Raw genomic sequence first — 19,736 nt, 5'->3', positions numbered from 1 at the left:
ATAATGAAAAAAAGAATGGCAGGAAGGTCGCCCCTCCTGCCAATTGCCTATTCATAACAAGCCAGCCTTCATCACATCACTTACTGCACGCAGCTCAACCCATCTCTGACCTTCCCAGCACAGTAGCGTTGGGCGATCCACGCTTCGAAATCGGCCAGCATACGGGTTTCCGACTCGCTGTTGTCGGCGATAAGCTCGGCGCCGTGTACCACCCGGATATGGGCATCGAGTGGGCTTCCCTCGCCAGCCGCGGGGCGCTGCTGCGCGGCAGCCATGCAGGCCTGAGCTTGTTGCCACGCCTCGGCGGCGCTCAGGTTGCATGCCTCGGCCAGCGGCACTGCGCTAAACCCCTCGCCGGTCAGGCTGCGCAGGGTCTCATCATGACTCATGCCGTTGCCCGGCCCCCAGTAGTGGGCGGCCAGATCCGGCCCGATACGCGGGTTGTCGGTGAGGTAGCCATCACGTTTGAGGAAAAAGGCGCGGGTCTGCTCCACCGCCATCAGCGCCAGCAGGTAGCCGTGATAGGCGCAGGCCGACTCCTGATTAAGGAGGTGCGGAATGGCCAGCAGCGGGCGCGGGCTCTCGACCCCGAGGATCTTGCGCTCCCACTTGCGGGCCAGTGCCAGCACAGCCTCGGGAGTGCGCTCGCTCTCTGCCATGGCGTAGAGATCCCGCTCGAAGTAGGCCACCAGCGCGATCTGGCGTTCGTTAAACGCGCGAAACGGCTGACGCGCTTCAATCATCTCCTTGATGAGGGCGTCGGGAACAGCCTCTCCCGCCGCATTTCTGGCGTAGCGCTTGAGCCAGTCGGCATCGTCCAGCAGGCTGTCGCAGAACATCGACTGGGTCTCGGCATAGGCCATGGAGGTGGGCGGAAACTCCTGTGAGAAGCAGGGGGCGTTGCCGGTGACATTGGCAAAATGCGCGGCGTGGCCTCCCTCGTGGAACAGGGTGTTGAGGCCACTCCAGCCGCTGCCCACCTGCGCCGGATCGGCCAGGCTGGTGAAGTTGACCACAGCTGGCACCCACTCCCCCTGTTGGAAGAAGCTCGGTACCGGGCCGTGGCAGAAGCCGTTCTCGTATTTCCCCTCCCGGGTCAGCAAATCCAGCGTCAGGGTCGCCCCGCGATACTGGATGCCGAGCCGGCGGAAGCTCTCGACCCAATCCCGCAGCGCCCGCGAGAAGGGCACGTAAGGATCGAGCTGGCGGGTCACATCGCCGCTCACGCTGTAACGCAGGTTGTGGGGCAGCAGGGCCGCCTCGCCCTTGGCGGCCTTCAGCTCGACCAGACTCTGCTGCAACCGGGCGTCGGTGCGGGCAATAAAGTCGTCGAGGATGGCGAACAGCTGCTCCGGGCTCATCTGCTCGTTCTTGCGCACCTTGTAGTCGAAGTAGTCGCGATAGCCCATGGCGCGGGCAAAGCGGTTGCGGATTGCCACCACCTCGAGAAAACCGTTGCCGACCACCCACTGCTCCAGGGTGTGGAACATGGCGAGCGCGCTCTGGCGCACCGCCTCGTTCGGGCTGGCGGCGAGCGAGGTACTGGCGGCGGACAGGCTGCCTGCGACCTGCTGGCCCTGCTCATCCAGCAGGGTCAGTTTCAGCCCCTTGCGGCGGGCGAACAGCTCCGCCTCGGCGGCTACCAGCTCATCCATCAGGGCGGCAGCGGCGGGATCTTCAATTACATTGCACTCGAAGAAGGCGATCCAGCCTTGCAGACCGCCCTTGAGATCATCCTCGTCGGCCTGCACCAACATCTCCCGCAATGCGGGCAGACGGGCCGGATTGGCACAAAAGGCCTTGTAGGCCTGCTCGGCCGCGGTGAAACCGGCCTGATCGTCGCTGGTGCCCATATAGGTGGACCAGAAGAGATCCTCCTTGCGCCTGTGCACCTGCAGGTAGTCGGCGTTGAGCTGGTTGAAGTAATTCCTGGCAATGGAACTCATAAATTCCCTCTTGTTATGGGGTCACCCGCAGCGGGGCCCACTCCTTTTTTTAGTGAAATGCCAAATGATTCACACTCTTTGGCAAAAATTGCGCAGGGATGCGCATCAACACGCTACCAAAAAGTGGGGGTTGCTGTCTGCTGACTATACTGATGTTAAAACGCTCATTTGAGAAAGGTCGGCAAGAGACTGAAAGTAAATGAGTTGTTAACTCTTACGAACTGGCTGCCGCGGTACAGAGCCACATAAAATCAACAGGGAAATGAGGGTTTAGTCATGTTCAAGCTCGGTGATATTACCGTGAGCCGCAAATTAATTTTGCTGCTCGCACTGGCGTTTGTCGGTTTTGTCTCGCTGCTACTTATCTCGGCCAACGCGCTCCAGCGCAATCTGATGAGCGAGCGAGAGGCGCGGCTCAATGCGGTTCTGGAACAGGCCATGAGCCAGATCCAGTTTCTGGCCAGCACCCTGCCAGCAGAGCAGGCCCAGCAGGAGGCGCGCAAGCTGCTGACCAACACCCGCTTTGATGGCAACAACTATTTATTCGTCATCGACGAGAACCGCACCATGGTGGTTCACCCTATCCGTCCCGAACTGGTCGGCCAGAAGATGGGTGAAGGAAGCGCCGCCACCGCCGGGCAGTTCTGGTATCAGATGGTGGATATCGCCAAAGGGGGCAAACAGGGCACTCTGCAATATGTGTGGGTCGGCCCGTCCGGTGAGACCGCCGACAAGCTCTCCATGGTCTCCGGCTATCAGCCCTGGGGCTGGATCCTCGGTTCCGGCATGCTGCTGCAAGATATTCAGCAGACCATCTGGGCCCAGTACATGAAGATGGGGACCGCCACCGCCATCGTGATCCTGCTGATGGGGCTGCTGGGCTGGCGCATTACGCACTCTATCGTCTCCCCTCTCAGCCAGATCAACCACGCCATGCAGCGGGTCGCCAAGGGGGATCTGGTGGTAAGCATCCCGGTACAGGGCAAGGATGAGCTGGGAGTGGTCGCCCGCTGCACCAACCAGAGTCTCGATGCCATCCGCCACGCCCTACTGGAGGCCAGCCAGGGGGCTCGCAACGTGGCAGATGCCGCCTTGCGCATCGCCGCCTCTGCCGAGCAGACCAATCAGGCGGTCACCAGCCAGCGGGATCAGCTGGCCCAGCTCGCTACCGCCATGAACGAGATGAGCGCCACCATCTCCGATGTGGCCGGACACGCCGAAAATACCGCGCGGGATACCCAGGAAGCGACCGGTGAAGCAGGTCTCGGCAACCGTGACGTTCACGCCAGCGTGCACGGCATCAAGGCGCTGGCCACCGAGGTGGAGCAGGCCACCCAGCAGGTCAACCAGCTCAAAGAGGGGGTAATGCAGATCAGCGAAGTGACCGCCGTCATCAGCGCCATTTCGGAGCAAACCAACCTGCTGGCCCTCAACGCCGCCATCGAGGCAGCCCGTGCCGGTGAGCAGGGCCGCGGTTTTGCCGTGGTGGCCGACGAGGTGCGCCAGCTGGCCAGCCGCACTCGCCAGTCTACCGAAGAGATCCAGAGTACCATTGCCCAGCTGCAGCAACGGGCCGTCACCGCCGCCAACGCCATGGATACCAGCCGCAAACTGGCAGAGAGCAGCGTCAACCAATCCCAGCAGGCGGGGCAAGATCTCACCCTGATCGTCAACCACATCCAGCATGTAAGCGACATGGCGACCCAGATCGCTACCGCCGCCGAGCAGCAGAGCATGGTGGCCGAGGATATGAACCGCAACGTCAGCGGCATCAACGACTCGGCGCTGGAGATGTCCCAGTCCGCCTCGCAACTGGCGCAGGAGAGCGAGCTGCTGGCCGGTCTCTCCCGCAGCCTGGATGAGCGGCTTGCGGTGTTCAAACTGGGCAAGGAGCCCTCCACTGCGCCAATGATTGTTCCCGTGTCTCCCCCGTCAGGCGAGCAGCGCGCCCGTCATTGATGGCGTCAATCCGTGTCGCTTTGTCACCCGACCTGCCAGCCAAGCTGGCAGGTTTTTTTACGCCGACAACACGCAATCAGCATGCACCTTATCGGCATATTCAACGGTATTCGACGCCATTCACAAATTAGAGAACAATTTAAAAACAGTCAGTTAGAATGATCCGTGTGCCGTTGAACGGTGCATTGAAACATTTAACTTCAAATAATTAATCAATGCAGTGCACAATGGTGATGGCTGAACATTTGGCCCATCACTAACCATCTAGTCATTTGGCAAACTGACCGAAAGGTCGGGACGCAAAGCCTCCGGTCTACAGACGTTTTGTCCAGGATAGCGGGGTTGCCACACGCAAGTGTGCATCGGGGAACTCCCCGGCCAACTGACTGCCCACATCTATCGAACAGAGGAATGTATGGCAGCAAAAATCCAACTTAATCACATCGCAGCGGTGCTGGCTCTGCTGGCCAGCGGCAGCGCTCTGGCGCATGGCTACATCAGCCAGCCAGAGAGCCGCAACTATCTGTGCAAAACCGGCGGCAACAGCCAGTGTGGTGGCGTGCAGTGGGAACCCCAGAGCGTGGAGGGCCCTTCCGGCTTCCCGCAGAGCGGCCCGCAGGATGGTCAAATCGCCTCGGCGGGCAGCCCGCGCTGGAGCGAGCTGAACATCCAGACCAGCGACCGCTGGACCAAGCGTGAAGTACAGCCCGGCCCCTTCGCCATCAGCTGGACCTTCACCGCCAACCACGTCACCCGCAACTGGCGCTACTACCTCACCAAGCAGGATTGGAACCCCAACCAGCCGCTCACCCGCGCCTCGTTTGACCTTAATCCCTTCTGCGTCATCGACGGCAACATGATGCAGCCGCCCAAGCAGGTGACCCACAACTGTATCCTGCCGGAGCGCACCGGTTATCAAGTGATCCTCGGCGTGTGGGAAGTGGGCGACACCAGCAACAGCTTCTACAACATCATCGATGCCAAGTTCAAAGATGGCAGCCAGCCGCCACTGGAATGGAGTCAGGCCGGCACCATCTACCCCTCCATCGACCTCACGGCAGGCGACAAGGCGATGACCCGGGTATTCGATGCCAACGGCGAGCGCCCCGATCTGCAAACCGTGCTGACCATCACCACTGCCGAACAGGGCCAGAAGAACAACTGGGCCCATGCCCTCGCAGGCAAGATCAACGCCGAACAGAGCCTGATCCGCGCCGGTCAGCAAGGAGCCGATGGCCAGTTCAATCCGGTCTATGGCATGAACCCCATCTATCTAAAGCGAAACAGCGAGCTGAAGCGGGTCGAGATTGACCTGCAACAGCAGCAACCGCCGATGGTGGACAGCATCAGCGTCAGCGGTCTGGCCAGCGACTATGTGCTGGACAACGGCAAGGCAACCCTCGATTTCACCGTCACCGCACAGGGCGATCTGGCCGTCACCAACACCCTCTATGACCACGGCGGCGTGGCCAAGGGTGAAAGCCGTGCAGATATCAAAGACAGCAGCCACACCTTCACCATGGCGCTGGAAGGGCTCAAGGCAGGTCACCACCAGCTGGTGATCAAGGCCACCCCGAAAGCGGGCGGCGAGACCATCCAGCAGACCATGGATCTGATGTTCAAGGAGCAGAGCAGCAGCGAATACGACTTCGTCTTCCCGAACAACATCAAGTCCTACACCGCCGGAACCAAGGTGAAGCAGCCGAAAAATGGCAAGGTCTATCAGTGCAAGCCCTTCCCCTACAGCGGCTACTGCCAGCAGTGGACCACCACCGCAACCCAGTACGAGCCGGGCATCGGCTCCCACTGGCAAATGGCGTGGGATGAAGTGAAGTAACTCGCCACCGGATAGCAAAAGGGGATCCATTGGCTCCCCTTCTGCTCTTCTCTTCCGATTCAAATCTGGAAGTCGATGGCAGGCTCGCTGCCCATGGCGCGGGCCTGAATATCCGCCAGCGCCAGCTCGGGGTTGCAGAGCTGGATAAAGTGCCAGGCAAAGTTGTGCTGGAACTGCCCCTGCTTGAGGCCAATCCAGGCGGTGTGGGGGGCAAACAGATGGCTGCCGTCGAGCTGTACCAGCCCCTGATCACGCTGGGCGTCGAACGCCATATCAGCCAGTATGCCGACCCCCATCTCCAGCTCGACATAGGTCTTGATGACATCGGAGTCCTGCGCCGTCAGCAGGATCTGCGGTTCAATGCCAGCCGCAGCAAAGGCTTCATCCACCCGCACCCGCCCGGTCAACCCGGCTTGATAGGTGACGATGGGCCAGTTGGCCAGCGCCGCCAGCGTCAGATCCCGCTCGCCAGTCAGCGGATGTTGCTCGGGCACCACGATATTGTGGTGCCAGCGGTAGTAGGGGAATGCCACCACCCCTTCGCTCTTGTCGAGCTGCTCGCTGCTGATGCCGATATCCACCTCGCCGGTCTGCACCAGCCGCACTATCTCCTCCGGGCTGCCCTGACGCAGCTCCAGCTGTACCAGCGGGAACTGCTCGCGAAACGCCTTCACCACTCGCGGCAGGGCATAGCGCGCCTGGGTATGGGTGGTCGCCACCAGCAAGCGGCCCGAGTCTCGATTGGCAAAGGTGCTGGCCAGTTTGCGGATGTTGTTGGCGTCATTGAGAATGCGCTCGGCAATCACCAGCAGCTCCTTGCCCGGCTCGGTCATACCGAGCAGCCGCTTGCCGTAGCGGATAAAGAGCTCGATACCGAGCTCCTCTTCCAGCTCGCGGATATGGCGACTCACCCCGGATTGCGATGTAAAAAGGGCGTTGGCCACCTCGGTCAGGTTGTAATCCCGCCGCGCTGCCTCCCGGATAATTCGTAACTGCTGAAAATTCACCTTGTCGCCTCCTGCGAAGAGTGGGTGACACAAGCTGGTCACCCCCTCATTATTGTTATTTGGCCGGATCATGCCCCGGCAGCGCGCCTGAACCCGGGCAGCCATGCCACCCGCAACAAAACATCAAATCTGGTAATCGGGATAGAACTGCGCCTGTCTGGCCACCAGCCGTACCCCCTGTCCCGGAGCAAACTGCTTGGCCGCCTCCTTGCTCAGCTCCGCCTCATAGTGAGCCCCTTTGGTCTCACCGTCACCACGCAGCTCCACCCGAATGCGCGGCCCCATGGGCAGCAGACGGGTGATGGTGGCGCGGATCCCGCCCGACGCATCGGCTGGCAAGATCTCCAGTTCATGGGGGCGGACATAGGCGATGGCGGCACTGCCGTGGGCCAGATGAGAAGCCGACGGCCCGCCGAGCAGCTGCTCACCGACACCGAATCCCTGCTCCGCCACCCGACCGCGGAACTGATTCACGCTGCCAAGGAAGCTGTGGACGAAGGAGCTGGCAGGCTGGTCATAGACCTCGGCCGGGGTGCCGATCTGCTCGACCCGTCCGGCGTTCATCAGTACCACCCGATCCGCTACCTCCAGCGCCTCCTCCTGATCGTGGGTGACGAAAAGACTGGTGACATGCAGCTCATCGTGCAGCTCGCGCAGCCAGCGGCGCAGCTCCTTGCGCACCTGAGCATCGAGGGCGCCGAAGGGCTCGTCCAAGAGCAGTACCTTGGGCTGTACCGCCAGCGCGCGGGCCAGTGCGACCCGCTGACGCTGACCGCCGGAGAGCTGGGGCGGGTAGCGCTCGGCCACGTGGCTGAGTTGCACCAGATCCAGCAGCTCCTTGACCCGGGCACGAATGGCCGCCTCGGCCGGGCGCTCGCTGCGCGGTTTGACCCTAAGGCCAAACGCCACGTTCTCGAACACCGTCATGTGGCGAAACAGGGCATAGTGCTGGAACACGAAGCCGACGTTGCGCTCGCGCACATGGAGATCCGAGGCGTCCTCACCGCGGATGATGACGCTGCCACTGTCGGCCTGCTCCAGCCCGGCGATGATCCGCAGCAACGTGGTCTTGCCGCAACCGGAGGGGCCGAGCAGCGCCACCAGCTCACCGTCGTGAAAGTCGAGGTTGATGTCTGCCAGCGCCGCGTACTGATTGAAATGCTTGTTGAGTTGTTGAACCTGAATGCTCATGGCTGCCTCTTTAAAACGGTGATCAGTGAGATTTGGTGGGCTGGGCACGCAGCCGGGCCAACAGGGTTTCCCCGAGCAGGGTGAAGATCCCGAACAGAGCCAAGAGGCTTGCCACTGCAAAGGCGGCGCCGGTCTGGTACTCGTTGTAGAGGATCTCGATATGCAGCGGCAGGGTATTGGTCTGGCCGCGAATATGACCGGAAACTACCGACACCGCGCCAAACTCCCCAACCGCGCGGGCGGTACAGAGCAGCAGGCCGTACATCAGGCTCCAGCGAATGCCGGGCAAGGTGACGCGCCAGAACATCTGCAGACCGCTCGCCCCCAGCATGATGGCCGCCTCCTCCTCTTCCGGGCCGCGCGCCTCCATCTGGGGCAGCAGCTCGCGCACTACGAAGGGCACGGTAATGAAGGTGGTGGCCAGGATGATCCCCGGGGTGGCGAAGATGATCTTGATGTCATGTTCGCTCAACCAGTCACCGAACCAGCCGCGGCTGCCGAACATCAACACCAGCATCAGACCGGCGATCACCGGCGACACCGAGAAAGGCAGATCGATGATGGTGATGAGCAGCTGCCGACCGGGGAAGCGGAAACGGGCGATGGCCCAGGCCGCAGCAATCCCGAACAGCAGATTGAGTGGGACGGCGCAAAGGGTCACCAGCGCGGTGAGGCCAAGGGCGCTCAGGGCATCCGGCTCGCTGATGGCGTGCCAGAAGAAGGCGAGCCCCGGCGTCAGCGCCTGAATAAAGACGGTGGCCAACGGCAGCAGCAACAGGGCGGCAAACCAGCCGAGACCCACCGTGATGAGCAGCCATTTGACCCACTGGGGTTCACGGATCACGACCGGCGCCTTGCGAGCGGGGGTCGCCTCTACAGAGGCCGCCTCAATGGCGATAGCAGATGAACTCATATCCGGCTCCCTCCGATGCGAGACCAGCTCCAGGCCTGCAACTTGTTGATTAGCAGTAACAAAATGAACGAAATCAGCAGCATCACCACTGCGATGGCAGAGGCGCCGGCATAGTCGTACTCCTCCAGGTGGCTCATGATCATCAGCGGCGCGATTTCCGAGACCATCGGCAGGTTGCCGGCGATGAAGATGACGGAGCCGTACTCCCCCACCCCGCGGGCAAACGCCAGCGCAAAGCCGGTGAGCAGGGCCGGGATCAGGGTCGGCCAGAGCACCCGCAGAAAGGTCTGCCAGCGATCGGCGCCGAGGCTGGCGGCGGCCTCCTCTTGCTCGGTTTCAGCCTCCCGCAGCACCGGCTGCAGGGTACGCACCACAAACGGCAATCCGATAAAGGTGAGTGCGATGACCACCCCGATAGGGTTGTAGGCGAGCTGGATGCCGAACGGCGCCAGCAACTGGCCGATCCAGCCGTTGGGGGCGAAGATGGCGCACAGGGCGATGCCGGAAACGGCGGTCGGCATGGCGAATGGCAGGTCGATCAGCGCATCCACCAGACGACGACCGGGGAAGGTGTAGCGCACCAGGATCCAGGCCAGGATCAGGCCAAATAGGCTGTTGAGCAGCGCCGCGACAAAGGCCGCACCGAAGCTCAGGCGAAAAGAGGCGAGCACCCGGGGTGAACCGATCACCTGCCAGAACTCGGCGGCGGTCAGGTTGTTGATCGCAAACAGCACCAGGGCCGAGAGCGGCAACAGCACCAGCAGGCCCAGATAGAGCAGGCTGAACCCCAAGGTGGGGCCAAAACCGGGCAGGACAGAATAAGAACCAAATCGCATAACACATCCATCTGTTATGAAGAATTTTCGATATGGTGATTCTGCGCACTCCCCTCATCTGCAACAAACATCAATTGCGACTTTGCTAATCACTTTTTTGTCTAACCGCAGAGTCACAAGGCTCTTGGCGCACTCCAAATAAAAAAAGGTCTTTTATATAAATAAAAGACCTAAGAAATGGAGCAATACGGAGCGGAGCATTCAAAGAACGGGGGCATGGAGTAGCCAGCGAACAGCGCGCTCGCCAACCCTCCAACCACTTCACAGATACCTAGCGAAAGCCCAATACGACCGGCTGGGGCGATGCGATCTTGACCGGTGCCACTACCAGCTCACCACGGCGGTAGAGTGCCCCCAGCAAATGCAGCCCCTGATGCCAGTCCCCATGACCTGACTGGGCATTGATATGGCCCGCCTCACCGGCATCGAACAGCGGCACCTGCCACTGACGGCTCCAGTATTCGGCCCGTTCAAAGCTCATCCAGGGATCATTGCGGCTGGCCACCAGCTGGGCCGACACCTGCAGCGGCCCGGCCAAGGCCTCATCCGCAATGCCAAAACGGGCGGGATCGGCGGGCGCCACCAGAAAGATCGAGGCCACCTTCTCCGGCTGCAAGCGGGCCGCCGCAATGGCAGTCAGCGCGCCAAAAGAGTGAGCCACCAGATGGACCCGGCTGCGGCGACGTTTCAGCTTGCTCGCCAGCTTGGCACTCCAGACCCTGAGGTCCGGCTTGTCCCAAGGTAGCCCGGTCATCCGCTGCCATTGGGGAAAATGATCGTGCCAGCGGCTCTGCCAGTGATCCGGCCCACTGTTGTGCAGACCGGGAACCAGGAGGATCTTGTTCATCTTGGTGCTCCTATCGGCTGGCACAGGGGCCAGTTCAGTGATGGATAACGAAGCTATCAACGACCCGGCTGGTAGATCTGGTCAAACAGACCGCCCTGGGCGAAGTGTTTCTTCTGGGCTTTCTCCCAATCCCCTTCCAGATCCTTGACGGTAAAGAAGGCAAGCTGCGGGAACTGGGCCGCGGTCTCCTTCAGGATCGCCGGGTTGCTGGGGCGATAGTGATGTTTGGCGACGATATGCTGCCCCTCGTCAGAGTAGAGATAATCGAGATAGGCCTTGGCCACCGCTTCGGTACCGTGCTTCCTGGCCACCTTGTCCACCACCGCGACCGGCGGCTCCGCCAGAATGGAGACCGAAGGCACCACCAGCTCGAACTTGTCGCTGGCACCCGCCTGACCAAGCACCAGCAGGGCTTCGTTCTCCCACGCCAGCAGCACGTCACCGAGACCACGCTCGGTAAAGCTGGTAGTGGCACCGCGGGCGCCTGAGTCCAGCACCTTCACGTTCTTGAAGAGATCGCCGACAAACTGCTTGGCCCCCTCTTCACTGCCGCTCTTCTTCAGGGCATAGCCCCAGGCGGCCAGATAGTTCCAGCGTGCCCCGCCGGAGGTCTTGGGATTGGGAGTCACGATGGCGACATCCTTGCGCACCAGATCATCCCAATCCTTGATCTGCTTGGGATTGCCCTTGCGCACTAGGAAGACAATGGTGGAGGTATAGGGCGAGGCGTTGTTGCCGAGTCGACTCTGCCAGTCGGCAGCGGTCAGCCCCGCCTTGGCGATGGCGTTGACATCGTAGGCGAGCGCCAGCGATACCACGTCGGCCTCCAGTCCATCCACCACAGCGCGGGCCTGCTTGCCGGAGCCACCGTGAGACTGGCTCACCACCACGTCGTCGCCGGTTTTGGCCTTCCACTCCTTGGCAAAGGCGGCGTTGTACTCCTGAAACAGCTCGCGGGTCGGATCGTAAGAGACGTTGAGCAGGCGGATCTCGGCGGCATTGGCCTGGCCCAATGCCAACAGAGAGAGCAGGGTCAGGGCGGTCATTCGCAGTTTCATGGTGATACTCCATATCTTGTTGGGTTGAGAACAGCATGCCGTGGAGTTGTTATGCCCAGAAGAAAGAAATAACTCTTTGCTTATCTCTTTTGCTCATATCAGCTCAGCCACCCGCACCGGGAGCCGGACGCAGACTCTGTGAGCCATGCCCCTCTGCCTCCTTACGCCCTGTGCCATCATGGGATCAGGCAGCAACAACGCGAAAAGGAAGCCGCCATGTGGATCAATGCCGAACCCGTCAACGGAGCCCTGGTCTCGCTGGCCATCGGCCTTATCATCGGACTGGAGCGGGGCTGGCAGGTGCGCCAGCTGGGGGACAACCAGCGCATCGCCGGAATGCGGACCTACGGCCTCATCGGCCTGCTCGGCGGGGTGTGCGGTTTGCTGCTACCGACTCTGGGCCCCTGGCTGCCGCTGCTCGGCCTGCTGGCGGTGGTGACCGGCTGCGGCCTCTCGGTCTGGCTGGCCCAGCGCTGGCAGGGAGAGTTCGGCCTCACCAGCTCGGTGGCTATGCTGCTCACCTATCTGCTGGGGCTGATGTCGGTACTGCTGAGCCCGAGCGAGGCGGTCGCCTGCGCCGTGCTGGCGGCCCTGCTGATGGGGCTCAAGGGCAAGATCCAGCAGGGGATGCTGTTTCTGAGCGAAACCGAATTCCACGCCACCCTGCGTTTTCTGCTCATCTCGCTGGTGCTGCTGCCGGTGCTGCCCAACGAGGAGATGGGCCCCCTCGATGCCTTTAACCCCTTCAAGATCTGGCTGATGGTGGTGGTGATCGCCGGCATCTCGTTTTGTGGCCACTTCGCAGTGCGGCTGCTCGGCACCCGCGCCGGGCTGGTGCTCACCAGCATACTGGCGGGATTGGCCTCCTCCACCGCCCTTACCCTGCAGTTCGCCCGTCTCAACAAGGAGCAGGGGGGGCTGGAACGGCTGCTGGCCACCGGCATCCTGCTGGCGGGGGCCACCATGTGGCTGCGGCTGCTGGTGCTGGTGCTGCTGATTCACAGCGAGCTGGCGATGCGCCTCATCGCCCCCCTGTTGCTGCTGGCCACCACAGTCTACGGCTTTGCCTTCTGGTTCTGGCGTCAGCGCGAGGAGCTGACCGACGGCCCGGTAAAACCGGAAACCAGCAACCCGCTCGATCTCGCCACCGCCATCAAGTTCGGCCTGCTGCTGGCGCTGATCGGCTTTATGGCAACGCTGCTGCAAGACAAGGTTGGCAACTCGGGGGTCTATCTGCTGGCGTTGGTGTCGGGGATCACCGACGTGGACGCCATCACCTTGTCGCTCTCCCAACTTTCCCATAAAGAGCTGGCGCTGGAGGTGGCGGCCCGCGGCATCCTGCTCGCCGGGCTGGTCAACTCGCTGGTGAAGGGGCTGCTGGCCCTGGGGATAGGCGGTCGCAGTCTAGGGCTGCGGGTGCTGCTCCCCTACTTCATCTCGGCCCTGCTGATCCTGCCCCTCGTCTGGCCCGCAGGTTGACGAGGATCACCTGCAACAAGTGACAAACTGACGGCCCCTTGACTGTCACGTATACTGCCTGCTCTTGCAGCATGAGGAAGTAGCAATGGCGAGCGACTGGGACAAGGTACTGGCTGGCGGGGCACTGGATAGCCAGAGCGAGGAGATAGCCAACGACCGGATCCGCGGTCAGGCGCTGCTGGCCCGGCTCAATGGTTCACCTGCAGGCGATGCCCCTCTGCGCCAGCAGATCTGCCGCGAGCTCTTTGGCCACTGCCCCGACTCCTGCTGGATCAGCACGCCATTTACCTGCGAATTCGGCCGCAACATCCATATCGGCGAGAAGACCTTCTTCAACTTCAACGTCACCATTCTCGACGTGGGCGAAGTGCATATCGGCAGCCATGTGCTGCTGGCCCCCAACGTCCAGATCTACACCGCCACCCACACCATGAACTATCTGGAGCGACGTAACTGGACCGCCTACAACAAGCCGGTGCGGATCGGTGACGACTGCTGGATTGGCGGTGGTGCCATCATCTGCCCCGGCGTCACTATAGGGCCGCGCTCCATCATTGGCGCAGGCGCCGTGGTGACCCGCGACATCCCGGCCGACTCGGTGGCGGTGGGAAATCCGGCCAAGGTGATCCGCACTCTCAAGCAGGATGAGGAGCGCTGCTGGGAGCTGGCCCAGTGATGGCGCTGGCGCTGCTGCCGCTGGGCTGGACCCTCTGGCTCGGCCTCGACAGCCAGCAGTGGTGGCCACTGGCCGCACAGCTGACCATGAGTCTGCTGACGCTGGCGGCCTACGCCTGGGACAAGCGGCAGGCGGTGCGGGGCGAGTGGCGCATTCCCGAATCTCGCCTGCACCTGCTGGAGCTGTGCGGCGGCTGGCCGGGGGCACTGGTGGCCCGCCAGTGGCTGCGTCACAAGACCCAGAAGCGCAGCTATCGGCTGGTCTTCTGGTTTATCGTGCTGTTGCACCTCACCCTGTGGGCGCTCTGGGTCGGTCGGCCACTCTGGCAGCAATAGCTGTCTGCGTCACAAAGGGACAATGGGCCCCATTGCGGCCGCTCGGCGGCTATGAGAAAACAGAGCAAACCTCATCAGCGTTTTCGCCGTTTATAGACGACAAGGAGTCGTGACATGACCATGTGGACAGGCATAGTCCTGATCGTATTTATCAGCCTATTGTTCGGATATCTCGGCAAGCGGGCCCGCTATCAGATGGGGGATGCACGCATCACCGACCGCCTCGGCAAGCAGGATATGATCATCAGAGAATTGCAGGAGCGGATCGCCAATCTGGAGGCGATCGTCATCGAAGAGGAGAAGCGGCGCCCGTTTCGGGAGCTGTGATTTTTCGCCATCAGGCGTCAGATAACCAAAATTCAAATCAAAGAAAGAGGGCTGCACGATGCAGCCCTCTCTTGTTTGAACTGCTTCAGATTGCCAACGGCAGCAACTCGACATAGTCGCGGATCGCCGGAAAAGCGGTAATGCTCTGCTCCGGCTTGCAGCTATCCGGATTCTGGATCGCCAGCTGATAGCCGATACCATAGTCGGCGGCAGCCCGCAGGATCCGCTCGCTGTCATCCACAAACAGGGTACGGGCCGGATCGAACGCCAGCCGCTCGGCCAGTGCCTGCCAGCAGTGCTGGCTCTCCTTCGACCAACCCAGTTCGTGGGTACTCACCATCAGATCCAGATGCTCGGCAAGACCGAGCTGCGCATCTTTCACCGACAGACTGGCGGGGTGGGCATTGGTGAAAAGCACCAGCTGCTTGCCCGCGGCACGCAACTCGGCCAGAAAAGGGATGGCATGGGGACGCCACTGGATCTTCGCCAGCAGCTCCTGCTTGAGGGCACGAATGTCGAGCCCCAGGGTCTCGCTCCAGTAATCCACGCAGTACCAGTTGAGGGTGCCGTTGACGGCGTGATAGTGGACATCGATCTGCGCTTTGGCTTCATCCAGCGGCAGGCCGAGCCGCTCGGCGTAACGCTCTGGCACCAGCTGCTGCCAGAGGTGGTTGTCAAAATGGAGATCGATCAGGGTGCCATCCATATCGAGCAAGACGGTATCTATCTGGTGCCAGGGCAAGGTGGTGGAGCGGGAGTGTGGCATCGGGCCTCTTGATCGCGGATCTCAGAAAACGGGGCGGCAGTATAACGGATTTTTCCTCCCCCTTTGCCATCCCTGGCCCGTGGTGTTCAGTGTGAGAGTCGTTTACTCTTGAAGCACGATTTTTTAACGAGCAGCCAGCGTCCGATGAGCGACCCCCACAAGAGCAAACCCGAGCACATCTCAGCCGACCAACTGGATCACCCCAAGAGCAAGCCGGAGATCCTCAAGGCCGATATCGTAGCCGAGAGCCGACTGTTCAAGGTGGAATCGCTACACCTAAAATTCTCCAACGGCGAAGAGCGAGTCTACGAGCGGATGCGCGGCGGCAACCGGGGCGCCGTCATGGTGGTACCGCTGTTCGATGCCCACACCCTGCTGCTGGTGCGCGAATATGCCGCGGGCACCCACTCCTACGAGCTGGGCTTTCCCAAGGGGCTGATCGACCCCGGTGAAGATGCCTTCGAGGCGGGCAACCGGGAGCTGATGGAGGAGGCGGGCTTTGGCGCCAGCAGCCTAACCCTGCTCAAACAGGTGTCGCTGGCGCCGGGTTACTTCTCCAGCCGGATGGACATTTTACTGGCACGGGATCTCTTCCCCGAGCAGCGGATCGGCGACGAGCCTGAACCCCTCGAGGTGATCCCCTGGCCCCTCAACCGGATCGACGAATTGCTGGCGCGACCCGACTTCACCGAGTCGCGCAGCATCAGTGCCCTGCTCTTGGCCCAGAAGTGGCTGGCGGAGCAGGCAGAGTAGCCCGCAGACGGGCAGTTAACAGACAGAGGATAACGAGATGCAGGAGTTGTTGGCCTGGGTGCCGGGGGTCAAGGAGATTGCCCGCGAAGCCGGAAGGATCCTTCACGACATCTATCACGGCGGTCAGTTCGAGCGTCAGCTGAAGGAGGATGCGACCCCGGTCACCAGTGCCGATCTTGCTGCCGATGCCTACCTCAAACAGGCGCTCTCGGCGCTCACCCCCCATGTGCCGGTGCTGACCGAAGAGGCGGCCGACATCCCCTTCAGCCAACGATCCAACTGGCGGCAGTACTGGCTGGTGGATCCCCTCGACGGCACTGGCGAATTTATTGCGGGCAGCGGCGATTTCGCCACCCTGATCGCTCTGGTGCGGGACAATGTGCCGGTGCTCGGGGTCATCTATGCTCCCGAGTCCAACGTGCTCTACTGGGCGGTGCGCGGCTACGGCGCCTTCAAGGAGGTGAATGGCGAGGTACTGCCCATCAGCGCCATGCACCACGAGCATGACCAGCCTGACTCGCTAGTGGTGGCCATCAGCCGTCGCCAGAAGCTGGAGAACCTCACCCGCCGCCTCAACCCGGCCATCAACTACGAGCTGATCCCGCTTGGTTCCAGCTCCCTCAAATCCTGCCTGGTGGCGGAAGGGGCAGCCGATTGCTACGTAAGGCTCGGCCCCACCGGCGAGTGGGACACCGCCGCCGCCCAGTGCATCGTCGAGGCAGCCGGTGGCCGCATCCTCAGCCTGGCGTTGCAGCCACTCAGCTACAACGAAACCGAGTCGCTGGAGAACCCTGACTTTATCGTGATGGGGGATCCGGATCTCGCCTGGGGCAACATTCTTGCCCACTAGACGAGTAGCGATATCATCACTCCAGACATGCAGGCGGCCCGATGGCCGCCTGCTTTTTCAGAGTAGTTGTCCGGGGTGATGGCCGGTGTGATCCGCTGGTCAAGGCGCGCTTGCACAGCGTGATACGCTGGCAAAGAAGCGAAATGATAGTGAAACATCACAATTGGTCGGCGAGAAATGGTGCGATTTTTCACGTAATTCTGAAAACACCTTATTAGCCAAAATAAAAAAATGATCGCAGATAAAATTTTGGTTTTATATTTCATAAAAATCACCATTTTCAGTTTTGTTGCATTCTGTGACACAGATTCCATTCCCAATCTCGCTGGCTAAACCCCGCAATGGCAGTGATATGTTTCAGTCTCGCTTTTTGAGAATTAAATCCCGATAAACCACAATAAACTCAGATTAAAACACTAACAAAAAGTGAATTAGTAATGAGTTTATCTGTAGAGGCTACCAAGGAGCTATCCGGTTCCTGCTCCACCACTGCCAGCATCACCCGCTGGCGTCGTCACGATACCCACTGGGTCATCAGCCTGTTTGGCACCGCCGTTGGCGCGGGCATCCTCTTCCTGCCCATCAACCTGGGTCTGGGGGGCATCTGGCCCCTCGTCATAGTGGCGGTGCTGGCCGGTCCCATGACCTTCCTGGCCCACCGCGGGCTGGCGCGCTTCGTGCTCTCTTCCTCTCGCCCCCACGCCGACTTCACCGAGGTGGCCGAGGAGCACTTCGGCAAGATGGCCGGTCGCCTCATCTCGGCGCTCTACTTCCTCTCCATCTTCCCGATCCTGCTCATCTACGGCGTCGGGCTGACCAACACGGTGGAGAGCTTCATGATCAACCAGCTCGGCATGGATGCCCCAAACCGGGTGATGCTCTCCGGCCTGCTGGTGTTCGCCATGATCGCGGTGATGATGGCGGGGGAGAAGGCGATGCTGCGGGCCTTTGCCTTCATGGTCTACCCCCTGGCGGCCATTCTGGCGGCGCTCTCCTGCTATTTGATCCCCCAGTGGCACTGGCCGGAGGCGACCGCCTTCGAGGGGGCCAGCTTCCTCAACACCGTCTGGCTGGCGCTGCCGGTGACAGTGTTCGCCTTCAGCCACGCCGCCGCCATCTCCGGCTTTGCCAACGTGCAGCGCCGTGAATATGGCGAGCAGGCGGAGGCCAAGAGCGGCCTGATCCTGCGTAACACCACCGTCATGCTGGTGGGCTTCGTGCTCTTCTTCGTCTTCTCCTGCGTGCTGAGCCTCTCCCCGGCCCAGCTGGCCGAGGCCAAGGCCCAGAACGTCTCGGTGCTCTCCTATCTTGCCAACATCACCGACAACCCTGTGATAGTGACCTTGGGGCCGCTCATCGCCTTCATCGCCATCAGCTCCTCCTTCCTCGGCCACTTCCTCGGGGCCCGGGAGAGCCTGAAAAGCCTGATCGCCAAGCCCACCGGCCTGCCGCTGGCGAAGGCGGACCGGCTCGGCATCGCCCTGATGTTCTTCGCCATCTGGGGAGCGGCTGTGATCAACCCCGGCATCCTGGGTCTGATGGAGACCCTCTCCGGCCCCGTCATCGCCATGATCCTCTTCATCATGCCGGTGATTGCGATCTACAAGGTGGAGGCGCTGGCCCGCTTCCGTCACGGCTGGACCAACGGCTTTATCCTGCTAACCGGTTCGCTGGCGGTATCGGCGCTGATCTTCAGCCTGTTGAAGTAACGGCGAACAACAAGCAAAAAGAGAGGCGACCTTGGGTCGCCTCTCTTGTCTCTGTTCGGGTGTGAACTCAGCCCAGCTTGGCGCCGTTCTCCACCGCTTGCTCGGGGATAGCCATTACTACGGCGCCATCCGGCCGGTAGAAACCGGTCAGCAGAAATTCAGACTGAAACGGCCCTATCTGTTTGGTCGGGAAGTTGACTACGGCGATGATCTGGCGGCCCACCAGCTGCTCTGGCTGGTAGAGGGCGGTGATCTGGGCACTGCTCTTTCGTATCCCCAGTTCGGGGCCAAAATCCGCCCACACCTTGTAGGCCGGTTTGCGCGCTTCGGGGAACGGCTCGACCCGCACCAGGGTGCCCACCCTCAGCTCCACCATTTCGAAATCCTGCCAGCTAATCGTCTCCATCTTGGCTCCTGTTTATCGTGCACCTTGCATGACCCGCAGCATGGCCCAAAGAGAGCATCCCGTCTTCGGCGATCAGCCGTTTCGTTACGGCAGGCGGCCGTTTTGCTGGCGCCAGAGGGAGGGCGTGAGCCCGGTCTCGGCCAGGAAGCGCTCGCTGAACGCCCCCTGATTCTGGTAACCGCAGCGGCTGGCAATCTCGCCAACAGGCAGCTGCGTACCGGCAAGCAGGGTACGCGCCAGCGCCATGCGTCGACTGCGAATGTAGTGGGAGACGCTCACCCCCAACTGCTGGCGAAATGCGAGCTTGAACTGGCTCTGGCCAAGGCAAGCGATGGCGGCGAGTTGCTGATTGGTCAGCGGGGCGGCGAGGTTGGCATCGATATGGCGCTGCACCTTGAGGATGCGAGCGGCAAGGCGCGGCATGGCTGCACTCTGCATCCCCTGCCCTTCCGCAAGCAGGGAGAGCCACACCTGCTCCATGCCCGCCACCTGCCGCCCCTCGGCCACCATGCGGTGCAGAAAAGCGAGGTAGTGGCGCAGGGGCTCATCCAGCTCGATAAAGGGGCAGGCCGCCAGATCGCCGGGCAGCCAGTCGCTCTCCTGCACCAGAAACGAAAGCGCCGGATCGGCGGCATAATCGTGCCGCTCGCCGGGAGCGATGACGCAGACAGAACCGGGGGCAAGCCTGCGCCCCCGGCCCTGCACCTCGATCTCGAGGGGGCCGTCGAGGGGGATCACCAGCTGGGCAAAGTCGTGGCTATGGCTGCAGACGTGGTGGTGATAGTGACGCAGGCTGAAGCGGGACATGGCAGATAGCAATGACGCGGCCAGGACCGCGTCA

The 19,736-nt window shown here is 61.5% G+C and carries 20 protein-coding genes and 1 riboswitch; of the genes, 9 read left to right on the top strand and 11 right to left on the bottom strand.

The annotated features are described in order from the left end of the window. Window positions 1-80 precede the first annotated feature (80 nt). A complete protein-coding gene (locus tag AB5Z09_RS21990) occupies window positions 81-1,946 on the bottom strand; it encodes a M3 family metallopeptidase (protein WP_368196283.1) in 1,866 nt (621 codons plus the stop codon). Between the two features lie 276 nt (window positions 1,947-2,222). Between AB5Z09_RS21990 and AB5Z09_RS21985 the strand changes: the two genes are divergently transcribed. Both AB5Z09_RS21985 and gbpA read left to right on the top strand, forming a co-directional pair. Continuing rightward, window positions 2,223-3,905 carry a methyl-accepting chemotaxis protein gene (locus AB5Z09_RS21985; RefSeq protein ID WP_368196282.1) on the top strand — a complete coding sequence of 561 codons (1,683 nt, stop codon included), beginning with the start codon at window positions 2,223-2,225 and terminating at the stop codon, window positions 3,903-3,905. Window positions 3,906-4,169: 264 nt separating this feature from the next. Beyond that, window positions 4,170-4,255, top strand: a riboswitch (cyclic di-GMP riboswitch). Between the two features lie 65 nt (window positions 4,256-4,320). After that, window positions 4,321-5,742 carry an N-acetylglucosamine-binding protein GbpA gene (gbpA, locus tag AB5Z09_RS21980; protein ID WP_368196280.1) on the top strand — a complete coding sequence of 474 codons (1,422 nt, stop codon included), beginning with the start codon at window positions 4,321-4,323 and terminating at the stop codon, window positions 5,740-5,742. A 59-nt stretch (window positions 5,743-5,801) separates the two neighbouring features. Here gbpA and cbl read toward each other — a convergent pair whose 3' ends face one another. The 6 genes from cbl to AB5Z09_RS21950 all read right to left on the bottom strand — a co-directional run bounded on the left by cbl (window position 5,802) and on the right by AB5Z09_RS21950 (window position 11,594). Further along, complete coding sequence (cbl, locus tag AB5Z09_RS21975; RefSeq protein ID WP_346214885.1) at window positions 5,802-6,749, bottom strand: HTH-type transcriptional regulator Cbl; 948 nt, start codon at window positions 6,747-6,749, stop codon at window positions 5,802-5,804. A 123-nt stretch (window positions 6,750-6,872) separates the two neighbouring features. Further along, on the bottom strand, window positions 6,873-7,940 hold the full coding sequence (locus tag AB5Z09_RS21970) for a sulfate ABC transporter ATP-binding protein (protein WP_346214886.1): 1,068 nt from the start codon (window positions 7,938-7,940) through the stop codon (window positions 6,873-6,875). Between the two features lie 22 nt (window positions 7,941-7,962). Continuing rightward, on the bottom strand, window positions 7,963-8,853 hold the full coding sequence (cysW, locus tag AB5Z09_RS21965; RefSeq protein ID WP_005343065.1) for a sulfate ABC transporter permease subunit CysW: 891 nt from the start codon (window positions 8,851-8,853) through the stop codon (window positions 7,963-7,965). Continuing rightward, window positions 8,850-9,689: a sulfate ABC transporter permease subunit CysT gene (cysT, locus tag AB5Z09_RS21960; RefSeq protein WP_368196277.1), complete on the bottom strand. Its 840-nt coding sequence runs from the start codon at window positions 9,687-9,689 to the stop codon at window positions 8,850-8,852. The genes cysW and cysT overlap by 4 nt, the downstream gene beginning before the upstream one ends. 271 nt (window positions 9,690-9,960) lie before the next feature. Then, entirely contained in the window at window positions 9,961-10,536 is a 576-nt protein-coding gene (locus AB5Z09_RS21955) for an alpha/beta hydrolase (RefSeq protein ID WP_058056497.1), read from the bottom strand. Window positions 10,537-10,592: 56 nt separating this feature from the next. Then, window positions 10,593-11,594: a sulfate ABC transporter substrate-binding protein gene (locus tag AB5Z09_RS21950; RefSeq protein ID WP_107683840.1), complete on the bottom strand. Its 1,002-nt coding sequence runs from the start codon at window positions 11,592-11,594 to the stop codon at window positions 10,593-10,595. Window positions 11,595-11,810: 216 nt separating this feature from the next. Between AB5Z09_RS21950 and AB5Z09_RS21945 the strand changes: the two genes are divergently transcribed. The 4 genes from AB5Z09_RS21945 to AB5Z09_RS21930 all read left to right on the top strand — a co-directional run bounded on the left by AB5Z09_RS21945 (window position 11,811) and on the right by AB5Z09_RS21930 (window position 14,411). Next, complete coding sequence (locus tag AB5Z09_RS21945) at window positions 11,811-13,073, top strand: DUF4010 domain-containing protein (protein WP_257686865.1); 1,263 nt, start codon at window positions 11,811-11,813, stop codon at window positions 13,071-13,073. A gap of 85 nt (window positions 13,074-13,158) precedes the next feature. Then, window positions 13,159-13,749 (top strand): sugar O-acetyltransferase, encoded by a 591-nt coding sequence (locus tag AB5Z09_RS21940; RefSeq protein WP_033113994.1) that lies wholly within the window; start codon window positions 13,159-13,161, stop codon window positions 13,747-13,749. Beyond that, window positions 13,746-14,084, top strand: coding sequence for a DUF1294 domain-containing protein (locus tag AB5Z09_RS21935; protein WP_368196274.1), 339 nt, complete (start codon window positions 13,746-13,748; stop codon window positions 14,082-14,084). The genes AB5Z09_RS21940 and AB5Z09_RS21935 overlap by 4 nt, the downstream gene beginning before the upstream one ends. 114 nt (window positions 14,085-14,198) lie before the next feature. Further along, window positions 14,199-14,411, top strand: a complete 213-nt coding sequence (locus AB5Z09_RS21930; RefSeq protein WP_040067337.1) for a hypothetical protein — start codon at window positions 14,199-14,201, stop codon at window positions 14,409-14,411. A gap of 85 nt (window positions 14,412-14,496) precedes the next feature. Here AB5Z09_RS21930 and yrfG read toward each other — a convergent pair whose 3' ends face one another. Further along, window positions 14,497-15,177, bottom strand: a complete 681-nt coding sequence (gene yrfG, locus AB5Z09_RS21925; RefSeq protein WP_368196272.1) for a GMP/IMP nucleotidase — start codon at window positions 15,175-15,177, stop codon at window positions 14,497-14,499. Window positions 15,178-15,321: 144 nt separating this feature from the next. Here yrfG and nudE point away from each other — a divergent pair, with 144 nt between their 5' ends. Continuing rightward, complete coding sequence (gene nudE / locus AB5Z09_RS21920; RefSeq protein ID WP_179214485.1) at window positions 15,322-15,930, top strand: ADP compounds hydrolase NudE; 609 nt, start codon at window positions 15,322-15,324, stop codon at window positions 15,928-15,930. A 37-nt stretch (window positions 15,931-15,967) separates the two neighbouring features. Continuing rightward, a complete protein-coding gene (cysQ, locus tag AB5Z09_RS21915) occupies window positions 15,968-16,780 on the top strand; it encodes a 3'(2'),5'-bisphosphate nucleotidase CysQ (protein ID WP_005357849.1) in 813 nt (270 codons plus the stop codon). Here the strand turns inward: cysQ and AB5Z09_RS21910 are convergent. Further along, window positions 16,777-17,046: a hypothetical protein gene (locus AB5Z09_RS21910; protein ID WP_368196270.1), complete on the bottom strand. Its 270-nt coding sequence runs from the start codon at window positions 17,044-17,046 to the stop codon at window positions 16,777-16,779. The two genes, cysQ and AB5Z09_RS21910, sit on opposite strands and share 4 nt — an antisense overlap. 171 nt (window positions 17,047-17,217) lie before the next feature. Here AB5Z09_RS21910 and AB5Z09_RS21905 point away from each other — a divergent pair, with 171 nt between their 5' ends. After that, window positions 17,218-18,489 carry an aromatic amino acid transport family protein gene (locus AB5Z09_RS21905; RefSeq protein WP_368196269.1) on the top strand — a complete coding sequence of 424 codons (1,272 nt, stop codon included), beginning with the start codon at window positions 17,218-17,220 and terminating at the stop codon, window positions 18,487-18,489. A 67-nt stretch (window positions 18,490-18,556) separates the two neighbouring features. On the opposite strand, the gene AB5Z09_RS21900 is transcribed toward AB5Z09_RS21905, so the two are convergent. Both AB5Z09_RS21900 and AB5Z09_RS21895 read right to left on the bottom strand, forming a co-directional pair. Continuing rightward, window positions 18,557-18,895, bottom strand: coding sequence for a tRNA-binding protein (locus tag AB5Z09_RS21900; protein ID WP_033113988.1), 339 nt, complete (start codon window positions 18,893-18,895; stop codon window positions 18,557-18,559). Between the two features lie 84 nt (window positions 18,896-18,979). Beyond that, on the bottom strand, window positions 18,980-19,702 hold the full coding sequence (locus AB5Z09_RS21895; RefSeq protein WP_368196267.1) for a helix-turn-helix domain-containing protein: 723 nt from the start codon (window positions 19,700-19,702) through the stop codon (window positions 18,980-18,982). Window positions 19,703-19,736 lie beyond the last annotated feature (34 nt).

The sequence above is a fragment of the Aeromonas sp. R2-2 genome, assembly GCF_040908355.1.
GTDB classification, from domain to species: domain Bacteria; phylum Pseudomonadota; class Gammaproteobacteria; order Enterobacterales; family Aeromonadaceae; genus Aeromonas; species Aeromonas veronii.
The sequence above is the reverse complement of the archived record's forward strand: the minus strand, read 5'-3'. Positions and strand labels throughout refer to the sequence as shown.

Excerpts from the sequence above, each read along its gene's own strand:
- AB5Z09_RS21990 (WP_368196283.1), bottom strand. The coding sequence starts at position 1,946 with ATGAGTTCCATTGCCAGGAATTACTTCAACCAGCTCAACGCCGACTAC.
- AB5Z09_RS21985 (WP_368196282.1), top strand. The coding sequence starts at position 2,223 with ATGTTCAAGCTCGGTGATATTACCGTGAGCCGCAAATTAATTTTGCTG.
- gbpA (WP_368196280.1), top strand. The coding sequence starts at position 4,321 with ATGGCAGCAAAAATCCAACTTAATCACATCGCAGCGGTGCTGGCTCTG.
- AB5Z09_RS21970 (WP_346214886.1), bottom strand. The coding sequence starts at position 7,940 with ATGAGCATTCAGGTTCAACAACTCAACAAGCATTTCAATCAGTACGCG.
- cysW (WP_005343065.1), bottom strand. The coding sequence starts at position 8,853 with ATGAGTTCATCTGCTATCGCCATTGAGGCGGCCTCTGTAGAGGCGACC.
- cysT (WP_368196277.1), bottom strand. The coding sequence starts at position 9,689 with ATGCGATTTGGTTCTTATTCTGTCCTGCCCGGTTTTGGCCCCACCTTG.
- AB5Z09_RS21955 (WP_058056497.1), bottom strand. The coding sequence starts at position 10,536 with ATGAACAAGATCCTCCTGGTTCCCGGTCTGCACAACAGTGGGCCGGAT.
- AB5Z09_RS21950 (WP_107683840.1), bottom strand. The coding sequence starts at position 11,594 with ATGAAACTGCGAATGACCGCCCTGACCCTGCTCTCTCTGTTGGCATTG.
- AB5Z09_RS21945 (WP_257686865.1), top strand. The coding sequence starts at position 11,811 with ATGTGGATCAATGCCGAACCCGTCAACGGAGCCCTGGTCTCGCTGGCC.
- AB5Z09_RS21940 (WP_033113994.1), top strand. The coding sequence starts at position 13,159 with ATGGCGAGCGACTGGGACAAGGTACTGGCTGGCGGGGCACTGGATAGC.
- AB5Z09_RS21930 (WP_040067337.1), top strand. The coding sequence starts at position 14,199 with ATGACCATGTGGACAGGCATAGTCCTGATCGTATTTATCAGCCTATTG.
- yrfG (WP_368196272.1), bottom strand. The coding sequence starts at position 15,177 with ATGCCACACTCCCGCTCCACCACCTTGCCCTGGCACCAGATAGATACC.
- nudE (WP_179214485.1), top strand. The coding sequence starts at position 15,322 with ATGAGCGACCCCCACAAGAGCAAACCCGAGCACATCTCAGCCGACCAA.
- cysQ (WP_005357849.1), top strand. The coding sequence starts at position 15,968 with ATGCAGGAGTTGTTGGCCTGGGTGCCGGGGGTCAAGGAGATTGCCCGC.
- AB5Z09_RS21910 (WP_368196270.1), bottom strand. The coding sequence starts at position 17,046 with ATGAAATATAAAACCAAAATTTTATCTGCGATCATTTTTTTATTTTGG.
- AB5Z09_RS21905 (WP_368196269.1), top strand. The coding sequence starts at position 17,218 with ATGAGTTTATCTGTAGAGGCTACCAAGGAGCTATCCGGTTCCTGCTCC.
- AB5Z09_RS21900 (WP_033113988.1), bottom strand. The coding sequence starts at position 18,895 with ATGGAGACGATTAGCTGGCAGGATTTCGAAATGGTGGAGCTGAGGGTG.
- AB5Z09_RS21895 (WP_368196267.1), bottom strand. The coding sequence starts at position 19,702 with ATGTCCCGCTTCAGCCTGCGTCACTATCACCACCACGTCTGCAGCCAT.